14 protein-coding genes are annotated in these 15,145 nt (G+C 61.1%); 6 read left to right on the forward strand and 8 right to left on the reverse strand.

Going from position 1 to position 15,145, the window contains the following annotated elements:
• Positions 1 to 79 precede the first annotated feature (79 nt).
• The 6 genes from VF557_07725 to VF557_07750 form a co-directional block, all read right to left on the reverse strand.
• Complete coding sequence (locus VF557_07725; GenBank protein ID HEX8080081.1) at positions 80 to 1,090, reverse strand: site-specific DNA-methyltransferase; 1,011 nt, start codon at positions 1,088 to 1,090, stop codon at positions 80 to 82.
• Positions 1,091 to 1,092: 2 nt separating this feature from the next.
• The gene (locus VF557_07730; protein HEX8080082.1) at positions 1,093 to 1,947 is read right to left on the reverse strand and encodes a replication-relaxation family protein; all 855 of its coding nucleotides are present in this window, start codon (positions 1,945 to 1,947) and stop codon (positions 1,093 to 1,095) included.
• A 122-nt stretch (positions 1,948 to 2,069) separates the two neighbouring features.
• Positions 2,070 to 4,220: a hypothetical protein gene (locus tag VF557_07735; protein HEX8080083.1), complete on the reverse strand. Its 2,151-nt coding sequence runs from the start codon at positions 4,218 to 4,220 to the stop codon at positions 2,070 to 2,072.
• Complete coding sequence (locus tag VF557_07740) at positions 4,213 to 4,470, reverse strand: hypothetical protein (GenBank protein ID HEX8080084.1); 258 nt, start codon at positions 4,468 to 4,470, stop codon at positions 4,213 to 4,215. Before VF557_07740 ends, VF557_07735 begins: the two co-directional genes overlap by 8 nt.
• Before the next feature lie 627 nt (positions 4,471 to 5,097).
• Positions 5,098 to 5,334 carry a hypothetical protein gene (locus VF557_07745; protein ID HEX8080085.1) on the reverse strand — a complete coding sequence of 79 codons (237 nt, stop codon included), beginning with the start codon at positions 5,332 to 5,334 and terminating at the stop codon, positions 5,098 to 5,100.
• A complete protein-coding gene (locus tag VF557_07750; GenBank protein HEX8080086.1) occupies positions 5,331 to 5,519 on the reverse strand; it encodes a hypothetical protein in 189 nt (62 codons plus the stop codon). The genes VF557_07745 and VF557_07750 overlap by 4 nt, the downstream gene beginning before the upstream one ends.
• A 249-nt stretch (positions 5,520 to 5,768) precedes the next feature.
• Here VF557_07750 and VF557_07755 point away from each other — a divergent pair, with 249 nt between their 5' ends.
• The 3 genes from VF557_07755 to VF557_07765 all read left to right on the forward strand — a co-directional run bounded on the left by VF557_07755 (position 5,769) and on the right by VF557_07765 (position 9,362).
• On the forward strand, positions 5,769 to 7,937 hold the full coding sequence (locus VF557_07755) for a hypothetical protein (protein HEX8080087.1): 2,169 nt from the start codon (positions 5,769 to 5,771) through the stop codon (positions 7,935 to 7,937).
• A 98-nt stretch (positions 7,938 to 8,035) separates the two neighbouring features.
• A complete protein-coding gene (locus VF557_07760) occupies positions 8,036 to 8,641 on the forward strand; it encodes a hypothetical protein (protein ID HEX8080088.1) in 606 nt (201 codons plus the stop codon).
• Between the two features lie 472 nt (positions 8,642 to 9,113).
• On the forward strand, positions 9,114 to 9,362 hold the full coding sequence (locus VF557_07765) for a hypothetical protein (protein HEX8080089.1): 249 nt from the start codon (positions 9,114 to 9,116) through the stop codon (positions 9,360 to 9,362).
• Between the two features lie 46 nt (positions 9,363 to 9,408).
• Here the strand turns inward: VF557_07765 and VF557_07770 are convergent, their stop codons facing one another.
• On the reverse strand, positions 9,409 to 9,834 hold the full coding sequence (locus VF557_07770; protein ID HEX8080090.1) for a hypothetical protein: 426 nt from the start codon (positions 9,832 to 9,834) through the stop codon (positions 9,409 to 9,411).
• 373 nt (positions 9,835 to 10,207) lie between these two features.
• Between VF557_07770 and VF557_07775 the strand changes: the two genes are divergently transcribed.
• The 3 genes from VF557_07775 (at position 10,208) to VF557_07785 (ending at position 14,059) form a co-directional block, all read left to right on the forward strand.
• On the forward strand, positions 10,208 to 10,777 hold the full coding sequence (locus VF557_07775; protein ID HEX8080091.1) for a GDSL-type esterase/lipase family protein: 570 nt from the start codon (positions 10,208 to 10,210) through the stop codon (positions 10,775 to 10,777).
• Positions 10,778 to 10,877: 100 nt separating this feature from the next.
• Positions 10,878 to 11,333 (forward strand): hypothetical protein, encoded by a 456-nt coding sequence (locus tag VF557_07780; GenBank protein ID HEX8080092.1) that lies wholly within the window; start codon positions 10,878 to 10,880, stop codon positions 11,331 to 11,333.
• A 1,766-nt stretch (positions 11,334 to 13,099) separates the two neighbouring features.
• Positions 13,100 to 14,059, forward strand: coding sequence for an SDR family NAD(P)-dependent oxidoreductase (locus VF557_07785; protein HEX8080093.1), 960 nt, complete (start codon positions 13,100 to 13,102; stop codon positions 14,057 to 14,059).
• 99 nt (positions 14,060 to 14,158) lie between these two features.
• Here the strand turns inward: VF557_07785 and VF557_07790 are convergent, their stop codons facing one another.
• The gene (locus tag VF557_07790; protein ID HEX8080094.1) at positions 14,159 to 15,097 is read right to left on the reverse strand and encodes a hypothetical protein; all 939 of its coding nucleotides are present in this window, start codon (positions 15,095 to 15,097) and stop codon (positions 14,159 to 14,161) included.
• Positions 15,098 to 15,145: the final 48 nt, after the last annotated feature.

Below are 15,145 nucleotides of genomic sequence, written 5' to 3' on the forward strand. Positions count from 1 at the left end.
TCGGTGCTGTGCGGGCGAGCGGATCTGCCAGGAGGGCAGTTCTCTTACGGTTGCTCGACCGCATGACACCGACGAGGCGTCAGGCGGCCCGCTGGGCGGGTCCGGCTCGGGCCTCCTGAATGCGGCGGTTAGCCAGCTCGGCAAAGGCCGGGTTCAGCTCGATGCCGAGCCAGTCGCGCTGCAGCCGCTCGGCCGCCACCGCCGTCGTGCCGGCGCCGAAGAACGGGTCGAGCACTAGTCCCGGCTCGGAGGGCGCGTCGCAGCCGCAGCTCGGGCCGAGCGCACCGCGCACCGCCGTGCCGCCGAGCGAGCGGATCAGCTGGCGCCGCCAGGGCAACCGGCAGCTCACGCAGCGGGCTTCGGGGCAGCCGGCCGAGATGGCCCGTTCCGGCAAGGCGATCGGGAAGGTGGCGTGGTGGCCGCTCCGGTAGCCGCTGGAGGCCAGCTGCCAGACGTCGCCGGGGTTCTTGCCGAGCGGGTGCCCGACGATGCCGCGGGCCTTCATGAGCTCCAGGCCGGAGGCGTCGTCACCGTTCGGCCCGCGCCAGATCTCGCGGCTCCTGGGCCGGACGTGGTCGGGCCGCAGCTTGCCCTGGTGTCGGCTGGTGTGTGGCTGCCGGACGCTGTCCAGGTCGAAGAAGTAGCTCGGCTGCCGCGTGAAGACGTAAACCGCCTCCCACCGACAGGTCAGTCGGTCGCGGACTGAACTCGGCATCGAGTTGGCCTTAGTCCAGATGATCTTGTTGCGGAGCAGCCAGCCGTCTTTCAGCAAGCTCAGCGCGAGCCGTTCCGGGCCGAGCACCAAGCTCTTGCGACCGGCCCCCTGACTCGGGTGCGTCGAGTACGTGTCGGCCAGGTTGAGCCAGAAGCTTCCCGTCGGCACCAAGCAGCGCTGCACCTGACGCGCCACGGCTCGTAGACCGCTGACCCACTCGTCGACGTGGCCTTCCAGACCGAGCTGGCCGTCGATCTGGTAGTCGCGCAGCCGGAAGTAGGGCGGGCTGGTCACCACCGTGTCGATCGAGCCGTTCGGCAGCCGGCGCAGTTCGGTGAGGGCGTCGCCGACGAGCACCTGGTTACGCGGTGGCATCGTCACGCCGGGCTCCCGCTGATGACGGCCGGCAGGCTGGCCAGCGTGCAGACCCGGTACAGCGCCGGGTCGAGCGTCCGGCTGGCGGTGATGCCGGCCGTCAGCTTGGCAGCGTGCAGTTCATCCGGCACCACCCAGACAACCAGCGGCAGGACGTCATCGGCCTGGCCGCTGCGCCGGTAGTCCTCGTACTGGGCGCACTTACTGAGCAGCGTCGGCAGGCTCTCGGTCGCCCGGTCAATTTCAAAGAACCAGTGGTCCTCAAACTCGGCCTGGGCCGTCACCGCCAGCAGGTCCGGCTTGAGCGTCTCCGGGGCACCGCTCATCGGCGTGTAGCGCCGCCAGCAGCGCGGCTCGGTCACGACCGACAGCACTTCGACTCGGCCCGCCCGGGCTAGGTCGAGCAGGCAGAGGTGGACCTCGGCGGTGAGTAGGCAGTGCTCCAGCCAGCGCAGCGACGGCTCCTTACGGCGGGCCCGCGGCCGACCGGCGTCGTCAGCCAGCAGGCGTAGCAGCTGGTCACCGACCGCACCGGCCCGCCAGACGTAGGAGGCTGAGCCGGCCCGGACGCCACCGACGCGGCGGTCGAGGTGCTCGATCAGCCCGAAGTCGAACAGCCGCTGCAGCACCCGGCGGCAGATCCGGCCGGCCGCCGCCGGTGTGCGGTGGTTGGCAAAGTGAAAGCGGATGAGCTGCTCGGTGGTCAGGAAGCGGTGGGCGTCCAGGCTGAAGAGAACACTGAGGTCACGGGCACTGAGCTGGGCTTTCAGCCGGTCGGCCCGTTCCCGCTGGCCGCGTCTAGCGGGTCCGCGGCCGGTGCGTTTGGGGCCTTCCGGCCGGCTGCGCTCAGGGGGCACTGGTCTCACTGATCCAGTGAGACTTTCGGGCGCAGACTGCTGCCCGAGGTCCGGTAGTTCGGTGGGTGCGGCGGCCCCGCTCGCCACGCGAGCGGACCAGCGACCGGACTGGCTATCGGCGGTCACGGGGCGGCCCGCCTGCGTCGACCGAGGTTGATGGTCGGGTTGCCAGTGGTGCCGTCGCCGTCGAGCAGCGCAGCGAAGTCGGCCTCGATCTCGGCCAGCGGTCGGCCGTAGGCGGCCCGGCTGCGCGCCCGGATGTCGAGGGGATCGCTGCACGGTGTTGGCGCCGGCAGGGTGGTGGCTGAGGCCCACGGCTGGACGGAGTTAGCGCGCATCAGCGAGGCGTAGACGTGGTAGGCCGGCAGGGCGCTGAAGTCCTCCGGCGCGACCAACGACTGGCCGGCCGCCATCGCCCGGGCGTCACCGGCCCCCAGTTGGAAGCAGATCCGTGACCGCGCGTTCGCCTCAAAGGCGGCCCGCATGCCGGCTGACAGCTGGTCGCGGTACTGGTGGGCCAGGTGCCAGCCGACCTTGAGCGAGCGGGAGGTGGCCAGCGCATCGGACAGGTCGGTCGGCAGCCGCAGGTAGTCCTGAACCTCGTCGATGTAGACCATGACCGGCGTCCGCTGCTCCTCCGGCACGGCCCGGCGCTCGCGGACGGCTAGCCACAGCTCGGCGATGACGAGCGCGCCGAGCAGCTCGGCGGTGTCCGGCCCGATGACGCCTTTCTGGAGCGGCACCAGCAGCACCTTGTGCTCGGTCAGCACCTGGCGCAGGTTGAAGCGCGGCGAGCGCTGGGCCAGGACGTTACGCAGGTTGGGCCGCAGCAGCGGCCGGAGTTTGTTCTGCAAGGGGGCGATCACCTGGGAGCGGGCGTCCTCGCTGAGTCCCTCAAAATATCGCCAGAACGGCCCGGCCGCGACCGGATCGTCGCGCACCACCTGAGCCGTCAGCGAGCGGCGGAAGCCGGCGTTCGTCAGCAGCAGCGGCAGCATGACGAGCGAGGCGTCGTCGCGGCGGGCCAGCACATTGAGGGCGTTAGCCAGGATGTCGGTCGAGCGTGGGCCGATGCCGACGTCGCCGTAGAGGGCGTGGAAGGTCGCTAGCAGCGAGTCGGCCACCAGCTCCGGGCTGCGGCCGTGGCGCATGAGCGGGTTGATGCCGACGGGAGATGCATCGAGGCAGTCCAGCAGGACGACGTCGTCTCGCCGCTCTGTCGGAATGCGGGCTACTAGATCAGTCACCAGGTCGTTCGGCTCGATGACGACGACCGGGCGGCCGGCCCGCAGGTCCTGGTCGATCAGGTTGAGTAGCAGCGTGCTCTTACCGGTGCCGGTCGGCCCGATGACCCAGGAGTGCCGGAGCGCGTCGGTCACCGAGTAGCCGAGCTGTCCGCTGACACCGGGCGCAAGGGCCGCGCCCACGATGCGGTCGCTCTTGCCTGCGAACTGGGCCGGGGCGACCTGCTTGGGGTGCAGTGGCGGCTGGCCGGGCAAGTCGTCGTCACCGAACGGCCAGCCGGTCAGGGCCAGCGTCTCGCTGACGTTAATCCTTATTGGCCAGCGCCACGGCCGGGCCGCCCGGTTGAGCTGCTCCGGCTGCTCGCGTACCAGCTTGGTCTGCAGGCCTGGGGCTTCGCTGACCCTCAGGGCGGCGTAGAGGCTGAGGATGAGGTTGCGCCGCCGAGCAGCATCAGCAGCGAGTGCGCCGAGTCGGAGCGTGGCGGCGAAGCCGTGCTCGCCGACCTTGTCGCGGAGCGCCGCCCGCTTCTCGCCGTCGACCGTGCCGCCGTTACCGCGCCAGGCGACCTGGTACCACGGCATGACGATCGAGGACGGCGACTGGTTAGGCACGGCTAGCGGAATCCGGCGCGGGCCGAGCACCAGCTGCAGGACGAGCAGCTCGCCCTTGTTGACAGCCGTCAGCGCGCTGAGGACCTGCCGAGTAGCTACATCGGGCAGATCAGTCCGGAGCGCCCGGTGCCGGGTCGACAGCTTGAGCCGGCCAGCTGCCGTGACGGCCTGCCGCTCGCTGCTGGGTTCAGTTAGAGCGGCGCCGGGCACAGCGGCGGTCAAGCGGCGCTCGACGGAAGCTACAGCGGCGGCCGGCGCGCCGAGCAGGTACTGCACGCCGCGCTCGTCCGCCCGGGCCTCCAGCACGATCTGCGGCGAGCGCTGGTCAGCCGCCCAGGCCCGGGGGACCGCCACCGCCCCGGCCGCGTCGAGCGGCCGGGGCCAATGCGCTTGTCGCCAGACGAGGCGATCAGACACGGTCGTCCTCATCTTTGCCGGGGCTGGGTTGGCCTGCCGGCTCGGCGTCGGGCTGGTCCGCCGCTTGAACAGCGTCCGGCTGCTCGGCCGCAGCCTCAGCGGCGGCTTCGGCCGTGGCCAGGCTGATGAGCGCCCGGCTCAGCTTGCGCAGATCCGGTGGGTCACGCCGGACGGCGCGGACCGAGATATTGCGCTGCCGGCCGGGGCCGCGGCGCTTGCCGTTGGGGGAGTCTTTGTAGGTTCGAGACATAGCGGTGGCCTCCTTTCATTTCAGGATTGATATTTCTGGGCCAATTAGTGGATGAGTGGGCTAATCAGCGGGCCGAGCTAGTTAACAATCGATTGCCAATTCGGTCAACACTATGTTGCGGTAGCACAGCAGCGACTGGAGCAGCGCTTTCTTCGGTAGAACGGCATTAACTTTTTCTTGAATTGGCCCTCTTTTATCGGGCGGCGTCGCCTACCACTGCTGGCCGCGGGACCGCACTGCCAAGATGGCGACGGCCACTAGGCTGATTACGCCGAGGATGCTTAGGGCGGTGAGCCAGACCGCCTGAATTAGGCGAGCTGCCAGATAAATGGCAGCTGCGCCCAGCAATATGCTCCAACAGCCGCCGACCAGCTGATCCAGCCAAGAGCGCGGGTTCGGGTTCACCACGCGCTCAGTTCGGACCGAGCAGCACGTCGTGCATCTGAGACCTGACAAGCTCGGCCGTATTGTCGAGGCGATGGATTACTGCCTTGACCTCTACTCGGAGCTGGTTATTGGGAGGGGCTTGAGCGCATTTGGTTGTGCTGCACGCTATCCAAGCGAGCGTCGCACCAACGCCCAGGATGAAATACCCCCACAGCAATCCCACGAGAAGTACGGTGTCGCTCACGGGGTAGTTCTGCCCTGTACGAGCTGGAGCACCCGCACGGCATGCTCCCCGATGAGCTGCTCCAGGTCGTCAATCCGTGACTGCTCAGCCAGCGCCAGCCGCTCGCTAAAGGCCAGCAGCTCGCTCAGGTGCTCGTTGATCGCCGCGATCAAGCCGTGCGCGAGCTGCTCACCGTCACTTCCCCCCGGCATCCTGTCAGCGCCGGCGGCCTGCACCTGCCCGGCGACGCTCACGCCAGCCGCCGCAAGCTGGCGATCTCCTCGTGGGCGTAGCGGACGTAGCCGTCCACCAGCGCACCAAGCCGGCTGGCCAGGTACTCGTCCCCATCGCCCAGCGCGTAAGCCTGATGAGCTAAGCCGGTGGCGTGATTCAGGGCGGTGCTGGTCACGAAGTGTGCCACCGACAGCCGAGTGTTCATGATGATGCCGGCCGCGACCTCGCTGTTAGTCCTGGCTTGGAGCTGGTTGGCCGCCGCGCGGCTGAAGCCGTCAGGAACAGACGTGGATCCTCCTGCTGCCCTGTAGCGACGTGAGATCTCGTTCATTTGATTCTCTCCTGTCTGCGTGATCTGGCTAGATCACCGCTACGGGAACCCTGAGGGGTCAAACCGGGCCTACTCCGGCCATTTCCCGGTCAACCCGGTCAGCTTCTGAGAACATCTCTGTTCGTGACGAAGAGCCGCGCACCGCGAACGCCGACGTACTGGTATGAACAGCCTGGCGTTTCGCCGATGGTTCGCGAGCTCATCCACCTGCGCGATGTGGGCGTGTTGGCGGCCGGCACGCTTCGAACCGAACAGATGCCGATGATCATCGCCAAGGCAAAGCAGTTGCATCCGAATGCGGGCACGGTACATGCAGCGGTGGGCCGGCTTCTGAACACCGCAGTCGGGCAAATCAAAAACCCAACCTACCAAGAAGCCGCCCGCTGGGAATTCGGTCTAGGTGAGGAAGGTTGGAAGAAATCTTCCTCACGTCGCGAGCACATTTACCAGAATATACTGCACGTTTCAGAACGTCACTTTCGCCGGTTGGACAAGTACGAGCGGCGTATTCTTGAGTTGACTGCAAGTGAGATACAAGCCGTACAGAGCAGCACGCAGAGCTCCAGTTTGGACACCAGAGCCACCCCATACGTTTTGCGAACCGAACTAGCTGACGCGATTGAACGGCTGCTAGCTACAGCCGACCAGGACTGGCGGTGGCGACGACGCAACACCATCTATCTCATTGGTGAGCCCGGTACTGGTAAGTCCCGCCTTGCGCGCGAGCACTTCGCCGACCGAGATTCTGTTGTCCTCCAAGCGGATAGTGCCGATGCGTTGTTGTTGTCGATCACCAAAGTGCTAGACGCTCGGGGCGGGCTGGATTCCACGACGACGAGTGCGTATGCGCTGCGGCGGGGCTTCGCGGCCTTGCTCTGCGATGCCAGCGCGCCGGAGATCGTTATCCTAGACGGCTACGCCGATGTTGGTGCTGTCGATGACTTGCTCCCTGATGTGACACGGTCTTGGATCATTGTTACCGGCAGCGCTGCTCCGCCGGAGGATCACGCACCAGTCGTTTCGGTTGAAGAATTGACGAACGAAGAGTCAGAGCAGCTCATATCTGAGCAGTGTCCTGAACTCGATGAACGCGCACGCAGCATCATTACCATCACTATGGGTGGCCGAGTACGTGCCCTGAACCAGGCCTGCGCTTTACTAAACCAGTTCGGTGACATTGATGTGTACGACTTCTGCCGTTCGGTTCGGCGAGACGTGACGTCAGTGCTGGACGCTTCGGCTCCGAGAGGGGAACAAACCTTATCTAGCATTTATCGAAGAATGCTTTCCAACTTACAGCACGAAAAACGGGCGCTGGAATTACTGGATTTTCTCGCCTTTGCTGGGCACTCCAACCTCACCGAGCGGTGCGCCATGGCCTACTTGGTGGTGAACCCAGGCTTCTACATGACCAACGAGACCACTGCAAGGTTGCGCTATGTCTCGGCCATGCGCCCGCTCCTTGAACTCGGGATAGTGCACGTCAACGGCTCGCGTGTCTACCTAGACACACTGACCGCCCAGATCATCCGACGGCTACGGCACGAAAATCGGCGTCATACGGCCGCATGCATATACGGCTACGCCACCTCTTCCAAGATAGATCAAGGAGCCTGGGAGGCATGTGATTTGATCGATGCCGGTTGGGAACCTGAAGATGTCGCTAGTTACTTTGCCAGTCATGCCACAGCTATGGTGCGACTAGACGCTTATTTATTGATTTCTGACACGCCGTCGGAAGATGAACTTGAGGAGATTGGTACCGCCGACGAGTTCTTGATAGATCCGCTCTGGGAACTGATTTTCATCACGGCTCGGCAGGGTCAGCTTACTTATGGTAAAGCGTATGCTGAAGTGCTCGCCTCTACAGTCAAGCGTCGATCAAGTGGGGACTTTCTCTATACCTGGATGCAGATATCCAAGGGCAGAAAAGCAGCCAGTGGATCGGTTAGCACTCCGCCGCCACAATTTCTGCTTGACTTGTTAGAAACCGGTCCGCCCACGCCGGATGACATGAACGACTGGCGTGAGACACTGGGGATGCCGCGGTTAAAAAGCCCGAAAGCGATTGAACGCTGGGTGCAGACCTATTCTCTCGTATTAATACTTGAAGGTTTCCGTGATTTTGCAGATGGGCCTGACTTGACGGACATGCCAAGTGGAAAAGAGCTGGCTCTTGGCTGCCTCGAAATGGTTCGGACGGTTGGTAGCTTTCAATCTGTTATTGACGACTACCGTCAACAGAAGATGGGGTCAGCCCACAAATCGATGCGGCGCCGTAAACCCCGATGAAGTAGTTCGAGCCACAAAGTCTTACTGCTCGCTACTAAGTCCGAAGCCTAGAAAGTACTGGACTATTCCTACATAATATGCTATTATATAACTAGTTTATGAAACGCGAACATCTGCAAGACTCACCACTTCCTGAGGCCCAGCAAACCTATGGGCTTGTACTCAGTGGTGAGTTTTTCCGGTCATTAACAGAAGAACAACTTCGATCGATCGGCCATCTGGCTTCAGAACTAGGCATCGAAGTGGCACCGATACACCAGGAAGAGCAGCTCGCTTCGATAAAACGCGGACTGCATGAAGCCGAGCGGCCGCCCGTCGCTCTGACCAAAGGTGGCTTCCGCCAGTTTGCTGCCGAGCACGGCTTTGGCGACAAGTTAGCGTGTCACGCCTGGAACGCCGTCGGGTACACGGCGCGGAGCCACGATGAGGCCAACCCCACCGACCCCTACACGCCCGTCAAGCTCATAGCCAAGACGGGTACCCGTGCAGATGAAGCGTGGGTCGAGTTGGCAACGATTCGCGATCGCCTGATCGACAGCACGCTGTCACCCTCAGCTTGGATACGAGGGACAACAGAGCAGGTGCGATTCCTGGTGCGCCTAACCAACGAGCTGCTACAACCGGATGAACCGCTACCGGCAACTCGACAGCAGGCCGTCAGAACCGGCCTGCGCCCAACTCCTTACTTTATGTCTCATCGCTGAGGGTGGACAGAGCTGGGGCAGCGGCTCCCCTCGCTGACTCGGCGGTAAGCGGGTTATTCAAAGTCCCAGCGAACCACCCGGGATACCGTAAGACATGGCCGAGAGTGATTACGTCGCTGCGTGGGTGCCGGATGACGACCCCAGGCGGCCCTGGGATGAAGCGGCAGACTTGGCAGTCGCATGGGTGCTCTCAGAGGTAGAGCGGAGCGGCGGTGCACCCCTGCTAGTGACTCCGACCCAGTCGCAATGGTCGTGCGGTGTTGACTCCATCGAGTGGCTAGCGCAGAACTATCAGGCGACAACGCCGCGTAGCAACCGGCCCAGCTCTGGACATGGTCCAGTACTCGTCTACGTGCCCGACTACGAGACGTTTCAGCTAGCCGCTCGGTACGCCCGCGGTGCCTCCCTTGCCGTCGTAGAGTCAGTTTCGGATCCAGTGTCCGGTTGGGCTATGGAGGTAGGAGCGCTCAATTTGATCACCAGCGAACCAACGCCCGATACAAGGACGGATCTGCTGCGCGAAGAGCTGGATCGACTGCATTTCTACGGCAACAACGGGTGGACATCAGGATACGGTCAAGAGCAAGCGAAGCGCCTGCTACGTGATCTTAGAAGCAAAGGGCAGCTCGATCGAGGCCTAGTTCTTGGTTACATGCTCGCCAAGCAGCATAACGGCAAGTCGATTGCGCGGCTTGGCAAGATAATTGACCAGCTGTCCTAAGGGCCGCCAGCGCTTACGCTGAATGCCCTGCCGTCCGGCACCGAACTCACGCGCGTTCACGTCGGCTACGTATGCCCCAAGCTTTGCACTGTGCAACCTCAGCGCGCCAGAACGCCATGGCTGGTTCGATTGCCTCCGGCCGGGTCCGAACGTCGAAGGGGTCGCTATGGTTGTTCACCCGAAAGTAGCCAGGGCCCGGATGGCCCATTCGAGGACCAGCCACATAGACAACGAGGCTGTCTAACGGCGGTAGGTCGGCGTTACGATTGCATCGCCAATGGATTGCCTCCATGAACTTGCTGACGGCTTGCTCGGCCCCGTCTTTGTACATGTCCTGGGGAGCATCGAGGCCACCGGCGCGAAAGACCAAGGTGTAAGAACGAGTCTCGGCGCGGTCTTCTGCAGCTTGCTCGATCAGGTAGGCAATCGCCTGGTCAACTTGCGCGTCGGTGAACTGGTGTCGTGATGCCACGAGGTGAAGCTTAGACCGACCCTGGGTTTCGGCGATGGCGCGGATCTTGGAAGCGCCTTGCCTGACTCGAGGACTTCAGACTGCCGGTGGAGTGTATGAAGATTTGCCTAGCCTTCGGCAGAACGGCGGGCCAAACAGTCCTGCCGCAGCCGAGCTTTCAGCGCCGGCTGCGCGCCAGGTAGAGCAACTCGTGTACACGGAAACGCCACGAAGGCGCTCCTTCTCGCTGATACGATCACGCAGCTGAAGTCCTCAGAGGTGTAAGCCCGCTTGATAGAGCCGACCCACGAGCGTCCCGATAACTCGACAAGATCGACAACTTTCGACATAATCATAGGCATCGTTATACACATCTAAAAGACGGGCGGAGAAGATGAGTGAACGGCTTTTGATCGCTGGCGATAGCCTTGTTGAAGGCGTTGGCGCAAGTAATAAGCATGGTTGGGCGCAACAGGTTGCGGAAGCAAGTTCCATACCCACCGATATAATTGGTATCGGGGGCCTAACGGCTCAAGAGCTTTACGACCGACTTCAGAGTGAAGATATCTCAGGGTACAGCGTTATTTGCCTAGCCATCGGACTGAACGATAGCCGGTATCGTGCGGATCAAGAGCAATACGAAACTGAGCTTGACCAATTCCGCTCAGATCTCGAACAGTTGTTACGTATGGTTACGAATGGCCCCCGGCGCGTAGGGCTCCTATCGCTTTTAAGGGTGGACGAGGCACGGTCAGCTCCTTTGAAAGAAGATAAAAAGTATTTCAATGTAGATATCGTTCGGTACGAAGAAACACTTCGCGACCTCGCTTCAAACTTCAATGTAGAGGTCATTGAGGCACCTGACATGCACCTAGACCCTAGCAACTACGACGACGGAGTCCATCCGTCTGACAGCGGACATCACCAGATCTTTGAAAGGGTTTGGGAGTGGCTTGGCAAATGACTCGCGTCGGTTCGATCTGTATGAAATCGCTGTACGTCGCCAGATGCACGAGTCGGATTTATACTGGACTCGGAACAACGCTTTCCTAATCGTGCAAGGGGTGCTACTCGCATTCTATGGTAGTGCCGCTAGTGGCTTGCCATCCACAATTCGTGGTATTCCGGTGATTGCTGGCTTTTTGCTTTCAATCGCTTGGTATCTCGTCCTCCGTCGTGGCAAGGCGTATGTTGCAAGATGGGAAACGGTGGTTAGCCGGATCGAGCAGGAGGCCACTGCTCTTTCGATGGAGCCATCGATACCGCTTCTGCGCTACTTTCATAATGCGCAAGCAAGTGAGCCTAGCCATCGCTTAGGGTTCCTCAACATGGAAACCTCCACACTCATGAAAGGCGCCACAGTTATTACTGGTGCAATCTGGGTGCTTGCCGGCGTTGTGCTATTGATTCACACCGAAAATGACACGCCCCTGCGCTGTCAGGTAGCGCCAGCATCTTCGCAGACGACCAACATCACCGTCACTTGCGATACTGGCGCGAAGCTTGAGTTGCAAAAATGAGTGGAATTGCAGACCTGGCAAACGCGCCGGCGTTGAAGGGCGTATTTGCTCGCCTGCAAGAAAGATTTGCTCCTCATAACCTAGCGACCTTTGACGAAGAGTCGCTGATAGCTGCACATACTCTTATCGACAACATTATGAATGTCCTCATCGATTTCTTACCTGATAACTCTCCACTCGTAGCACGAGATGCAATTGTTCATCCCACTGCGATATTGGGGGAGCGTGTGGTCATCTTTCCCGGTGCATATGTCGGCCCTTACTGCTACTTGCGTGGACATACTTTAGTGTTTCCTGGATGCCATCTCGGCTACTTGGTCGAAACCGATAAGGCTGTGATTTTTGACAACACGCAAATACACCACAGTGCGGTAATAGGGCAGAGCATAATAGGGGCCGGTTGCAACATAGGATTCTCATTTGCAACAGCGACAAAGACAGTCACTGGACGTCCTACTCGTGTGCATTGCTGCGAGAATCACTGGTACGAGAGCAAAGCCGTGCACCATGGAGCGGTTCTTGGGCGGCAAGTCGTCGCGGGAACACAGGTCAGCTTGATGCCTGGCGCATCAGTCATGGCACAAGTACGGCTTTACCCACATGTGCGCGTGGGAGGATACGTTACAAACGACGTACGTAATTCCAACGTCTGATGAGATGCACGATTTGGACCTGTCGCCCCCAGGACGAGATAGGAGGCCTGCAACGACAAGTTGAGCAGCTGAAGGTCGACTTGTTGCGGCACCTAGCTTTTGAGCAGGTCAATGTGGTGGAACCCACTCTACGGTCGCCGCTAATCAAAAGGGCCGGCCTGCCGGATTATGAAGCTTCTGCGGTAACCCTCGAAGGCCTACTAGATGAAGGTACTAGTATCATCTACTGCGCTCGCCTATTCGATGGTCTAGAGCGTGCACAACTGAGGCGCCTTGCTAGGTTCGCCCAAAGGGTGCCCATTGTAATCCGGTGCCCCACTACCGATGATGCACGAAGAGCCACAAGGGCGCTAGCTGAGATGCCGCCGCAACATAGCTCCACTATGTTTTTCCACTGCTTAAATGACAGATCAGCGCAAGTACTTCGTAGAAACTGTGAGGTACGGCAGCTAATCATTAAGCCAAATACGTCTACCCCCCGAAGAGCCGCTGAAGACGCACTCTCCAGTTCCCGCCCCGAGCCGTGGTTCGTCTATTGCGGAAGAGCCGCTGCCTCAAAGAATCTGTCTGCGTTATGCCAGGCATGGCCAGTCAGTGGCTCATCACGTACCTTGAGGCTTTATGGCCCAAATGAATTGAAGAATTTCCAAGAGCCTATGTCGAATATTTGTTACTGCGGACGCTATACTGGCAAGCCTCCCTTTCGGTTCGGAGATATTGTGTTCCTGCCCTCTTTTCGCGAGGGTCATCCCAACGTGTTAGTGGAGGCTTTCAAGACGGGGGCTATTGTCGTGGGTAGCGATATAGCAGGAGTTAGAGAGCATTTGTCTGATGGAAGAGGTGTCACGATACCTCGCCCACTTGATATCAAGAGCATCAGCGAGGCGATAGGCATGTGCGTCAGCTTGTCATCAGCAGAGCGAGCAGCTATCGGGCTCCGAGCAATCGGATATTTTAATGATCACTTCTCATCAAAGCTGTCATCTGCGGCAGCTTCAGTTGCGCATGTGCTAAAGCTTGATCAAATGGCTAGAAACCCTAATTTGCAGCCGAAGTGACGCCTGTAACCGTTGGGCTCGTCGCACTGCGAGGTGCTGAACCGTCGCAGCTTCCATGCCGGAGGGCAGAAATTTGCGCATCCTAGTTACAGGAGTTGCAGGATTCGTTGGCTCTCATATTGCCCAAGCACTTGTAAAGGATGGCCATCAAGTCGTCGGCGTAGATTCCTTGATCCCCATCCCCTATGCTGTCGAACAGAAGCTGGAGACCCTCGCGAGTCTCCGTGGGGTGATCGAGTTCTACGAGATCGACCTACGTGTGGCAGCATTAGAGCCTTACGTGAAGGGTATCGACGTCGTGGTGCACTCCGCTGGAATGGCAGGTCTTCTTCCGTCTTGGGAACATATCGATGTCTACCTTTCATGTAATGTGACCGCTACGGCTCGACTCGCTAGAGCGGCAATTGACTTTGGAGTCGGCCGATTTATCCACCTTTCGTCGTCGTCTGTGTACGGTGGTGCCTATAGTGCCATCGAGACTTATATAGGCCAGCCGTTATCCCCTTATGGAGTAACAAAGAAGGCTGCAGAAGATATTCTGCGGGTGTATGAACGTACCTTTGGGCTGCCGCTAACGATTCTACGCCTCTTTACAGTGTATGGACCAGGGCAGCGGGCAGATATGGCCTTTAACAGGTTTATTGATGCGGTGCTTTTGAATCAACCAGTCATGATCACACAACCACTTAATAGCCTGCGTTCCGCAACCTACATCGATGATTGTGTTACGGGTATAAAGCTTGCAACTTATCAGGACTGTGTCGGCTCCACATTTAACCTTGCAGGCGCTTCTGCAGTGTCTTTGCGAGAAGTGTTGCACGCTATTGCAGAAGCGACGGGCCGGCAACCGATCCTGGCTTTAGGCGCGGAACGGGCTGGTGATCAACCCGCCTCTATCGCAGATATCAGCCGCGCACGAAGTGAAATTGGCTTTCGACCTGCGGTGTCGCTCGTGGAAGGTATTCAACGGCAAGTCAGTTGGCAGAGACATAGAATGACGAATAGCGTTGCTTAACCAATCATGCCGCCGCAGGCGCGGAAGCATACTGAATTCGTCTTGCTGGCATGTCCAACATAGGTAGTACTCATCCCCAACCGGAATCCCGCTGAAGGGTCAGCGCGCCCGCCCGCAGCCCAGCCGCTGGGCGTCATCTGGCCGGACGGCTACGTAGTTGGCGGTGCCGGCGGCCGCGTCGTGGGCGCTGCAGCTGACCAGGTGTGGGCTTTCCGACGTCAGGTAGCGGATGGTCGTGCTGCTGCCGGCCAGGGTGACGTGCGGGGAGATGAGCAGGCCGCCGAGGCTGCTTTTGCTACCGGTTGGGTCGCTCGGGGTGATGCTGCCGGCCAGGATGAGCCAGCCGGTCCACCGGTTGATGCTGCCAGGGGCGACGTCAGTCCAGCGGATGTTGGCGGCTTCTTTGACGTCGCTGATCGAGCTGCCGCACTGCGGTCCGTCTGAGTAGTTCTTGGCCCAGAGCCGGACGCCGTGGGCCGGCTCGGTCTCACCGTCGCCGATTGCCTGGGCGTGGTCGCCGAGCTTCAGGACCACGGTGGTGGGCAGCGCCGAGGTGACTTCCACGCTGACGCGGACGGTGACGGCCAGGGAGCGCTCAAAGCTGGAGTTGGCCGCGGCTACGGCGCTGCGGCAGCTGTCGATGACGGTGTTGAGGATGTCGCTGGCCGGCCCTGGGGCGTCGAAGGTGATGGTCAGGTGGACGCGGTCGCCCTGGCCATTTTCAGCCGTGCCGCCGATCGAGGAGCCGCCGAGCAGGCCGCTCTCAGACGGTTCCGGGATGGCCGTGGTGGGTTCCGGCGTGGCGGTGGTAGGCAGCTCGCTCGCGAAGGAGGGACTGTCTGACGGCGCGGCCGAGGTGGACGCCGCCGAGCTGGTCAGCGACGACGGCGTGGTGCGCGGCGGTGTGCCGCTGTCCGGCTGGCTGCTGCCGCAGGCGGTCGCGACCAGGCCGGCCAGCAGCAGGGCGGCCAGCGGACCCCGCGGCAGGCGGCCGCGGCGGGCGGGTGGCTGGTGGCACAAGCTGCTGAGTCGGAACACCCCGAACCCTCCATGATCATCTTTAGCGGGGGGGGGGGGGGGGGGGGG

The organism is Jatrophihabitans sp. (assembly GCA_036389035.1).
Classification (GTDB): domain Bacteria; phylum Actinomycetota; class Actinomycetes; order Mycobacteriales; family Jatrophihabitantaceae; genus Jatrophihabitans_A.

What these genes read in the sequence shown, in the direction of transcription:
- VF557_07785 (HEX8080093.1), top strand. Translation starts at nt 13,100, where the DNA reads ATGCCGGAGGGCAGAAATTTGCGCATCCTAGTTACAGGAGTTGCAGGA.
- VF557_07760 (HEX8080088.1), top strand. Translation starts at nt 8,036, where the DNA reads ATGAAACGCGAACATCTGCAAGACTCACCACTTCCTGAGGCCCAGCAA.
- VF557_07725 (HEX8080081.1), bottom strand. Translation starts at nt 1,090, where the DNA reads ATGCCACCGCGTAACCAGGTGCTCGTCGGCGACGCCCTCACCGAACTG.
- VF557_07750 (HEX8080086.1), bottom strand. Translation starts at nt 5,519, where the DNA reads ATGAACACTCGGCTGTCGGTGGCACACTTCGTGACCAGCACCGCCCTG.
- VF557_07775 (HEX8080091.1), top strand. Translation starts at nt 10,208, where the DNA reads ATGAGTGAACGGCTTTTGATCGCTGGCGATAGCCTTGTTGAAGGCGTT.
- VF557_07740 (HEX8080084.1), bottom strand. Translation starts at nt 4,470, where the DNA reads ATGTCTCGAACCTACAAAGACTCCCCCAACGGCAAGCGCCGCGGCCCC.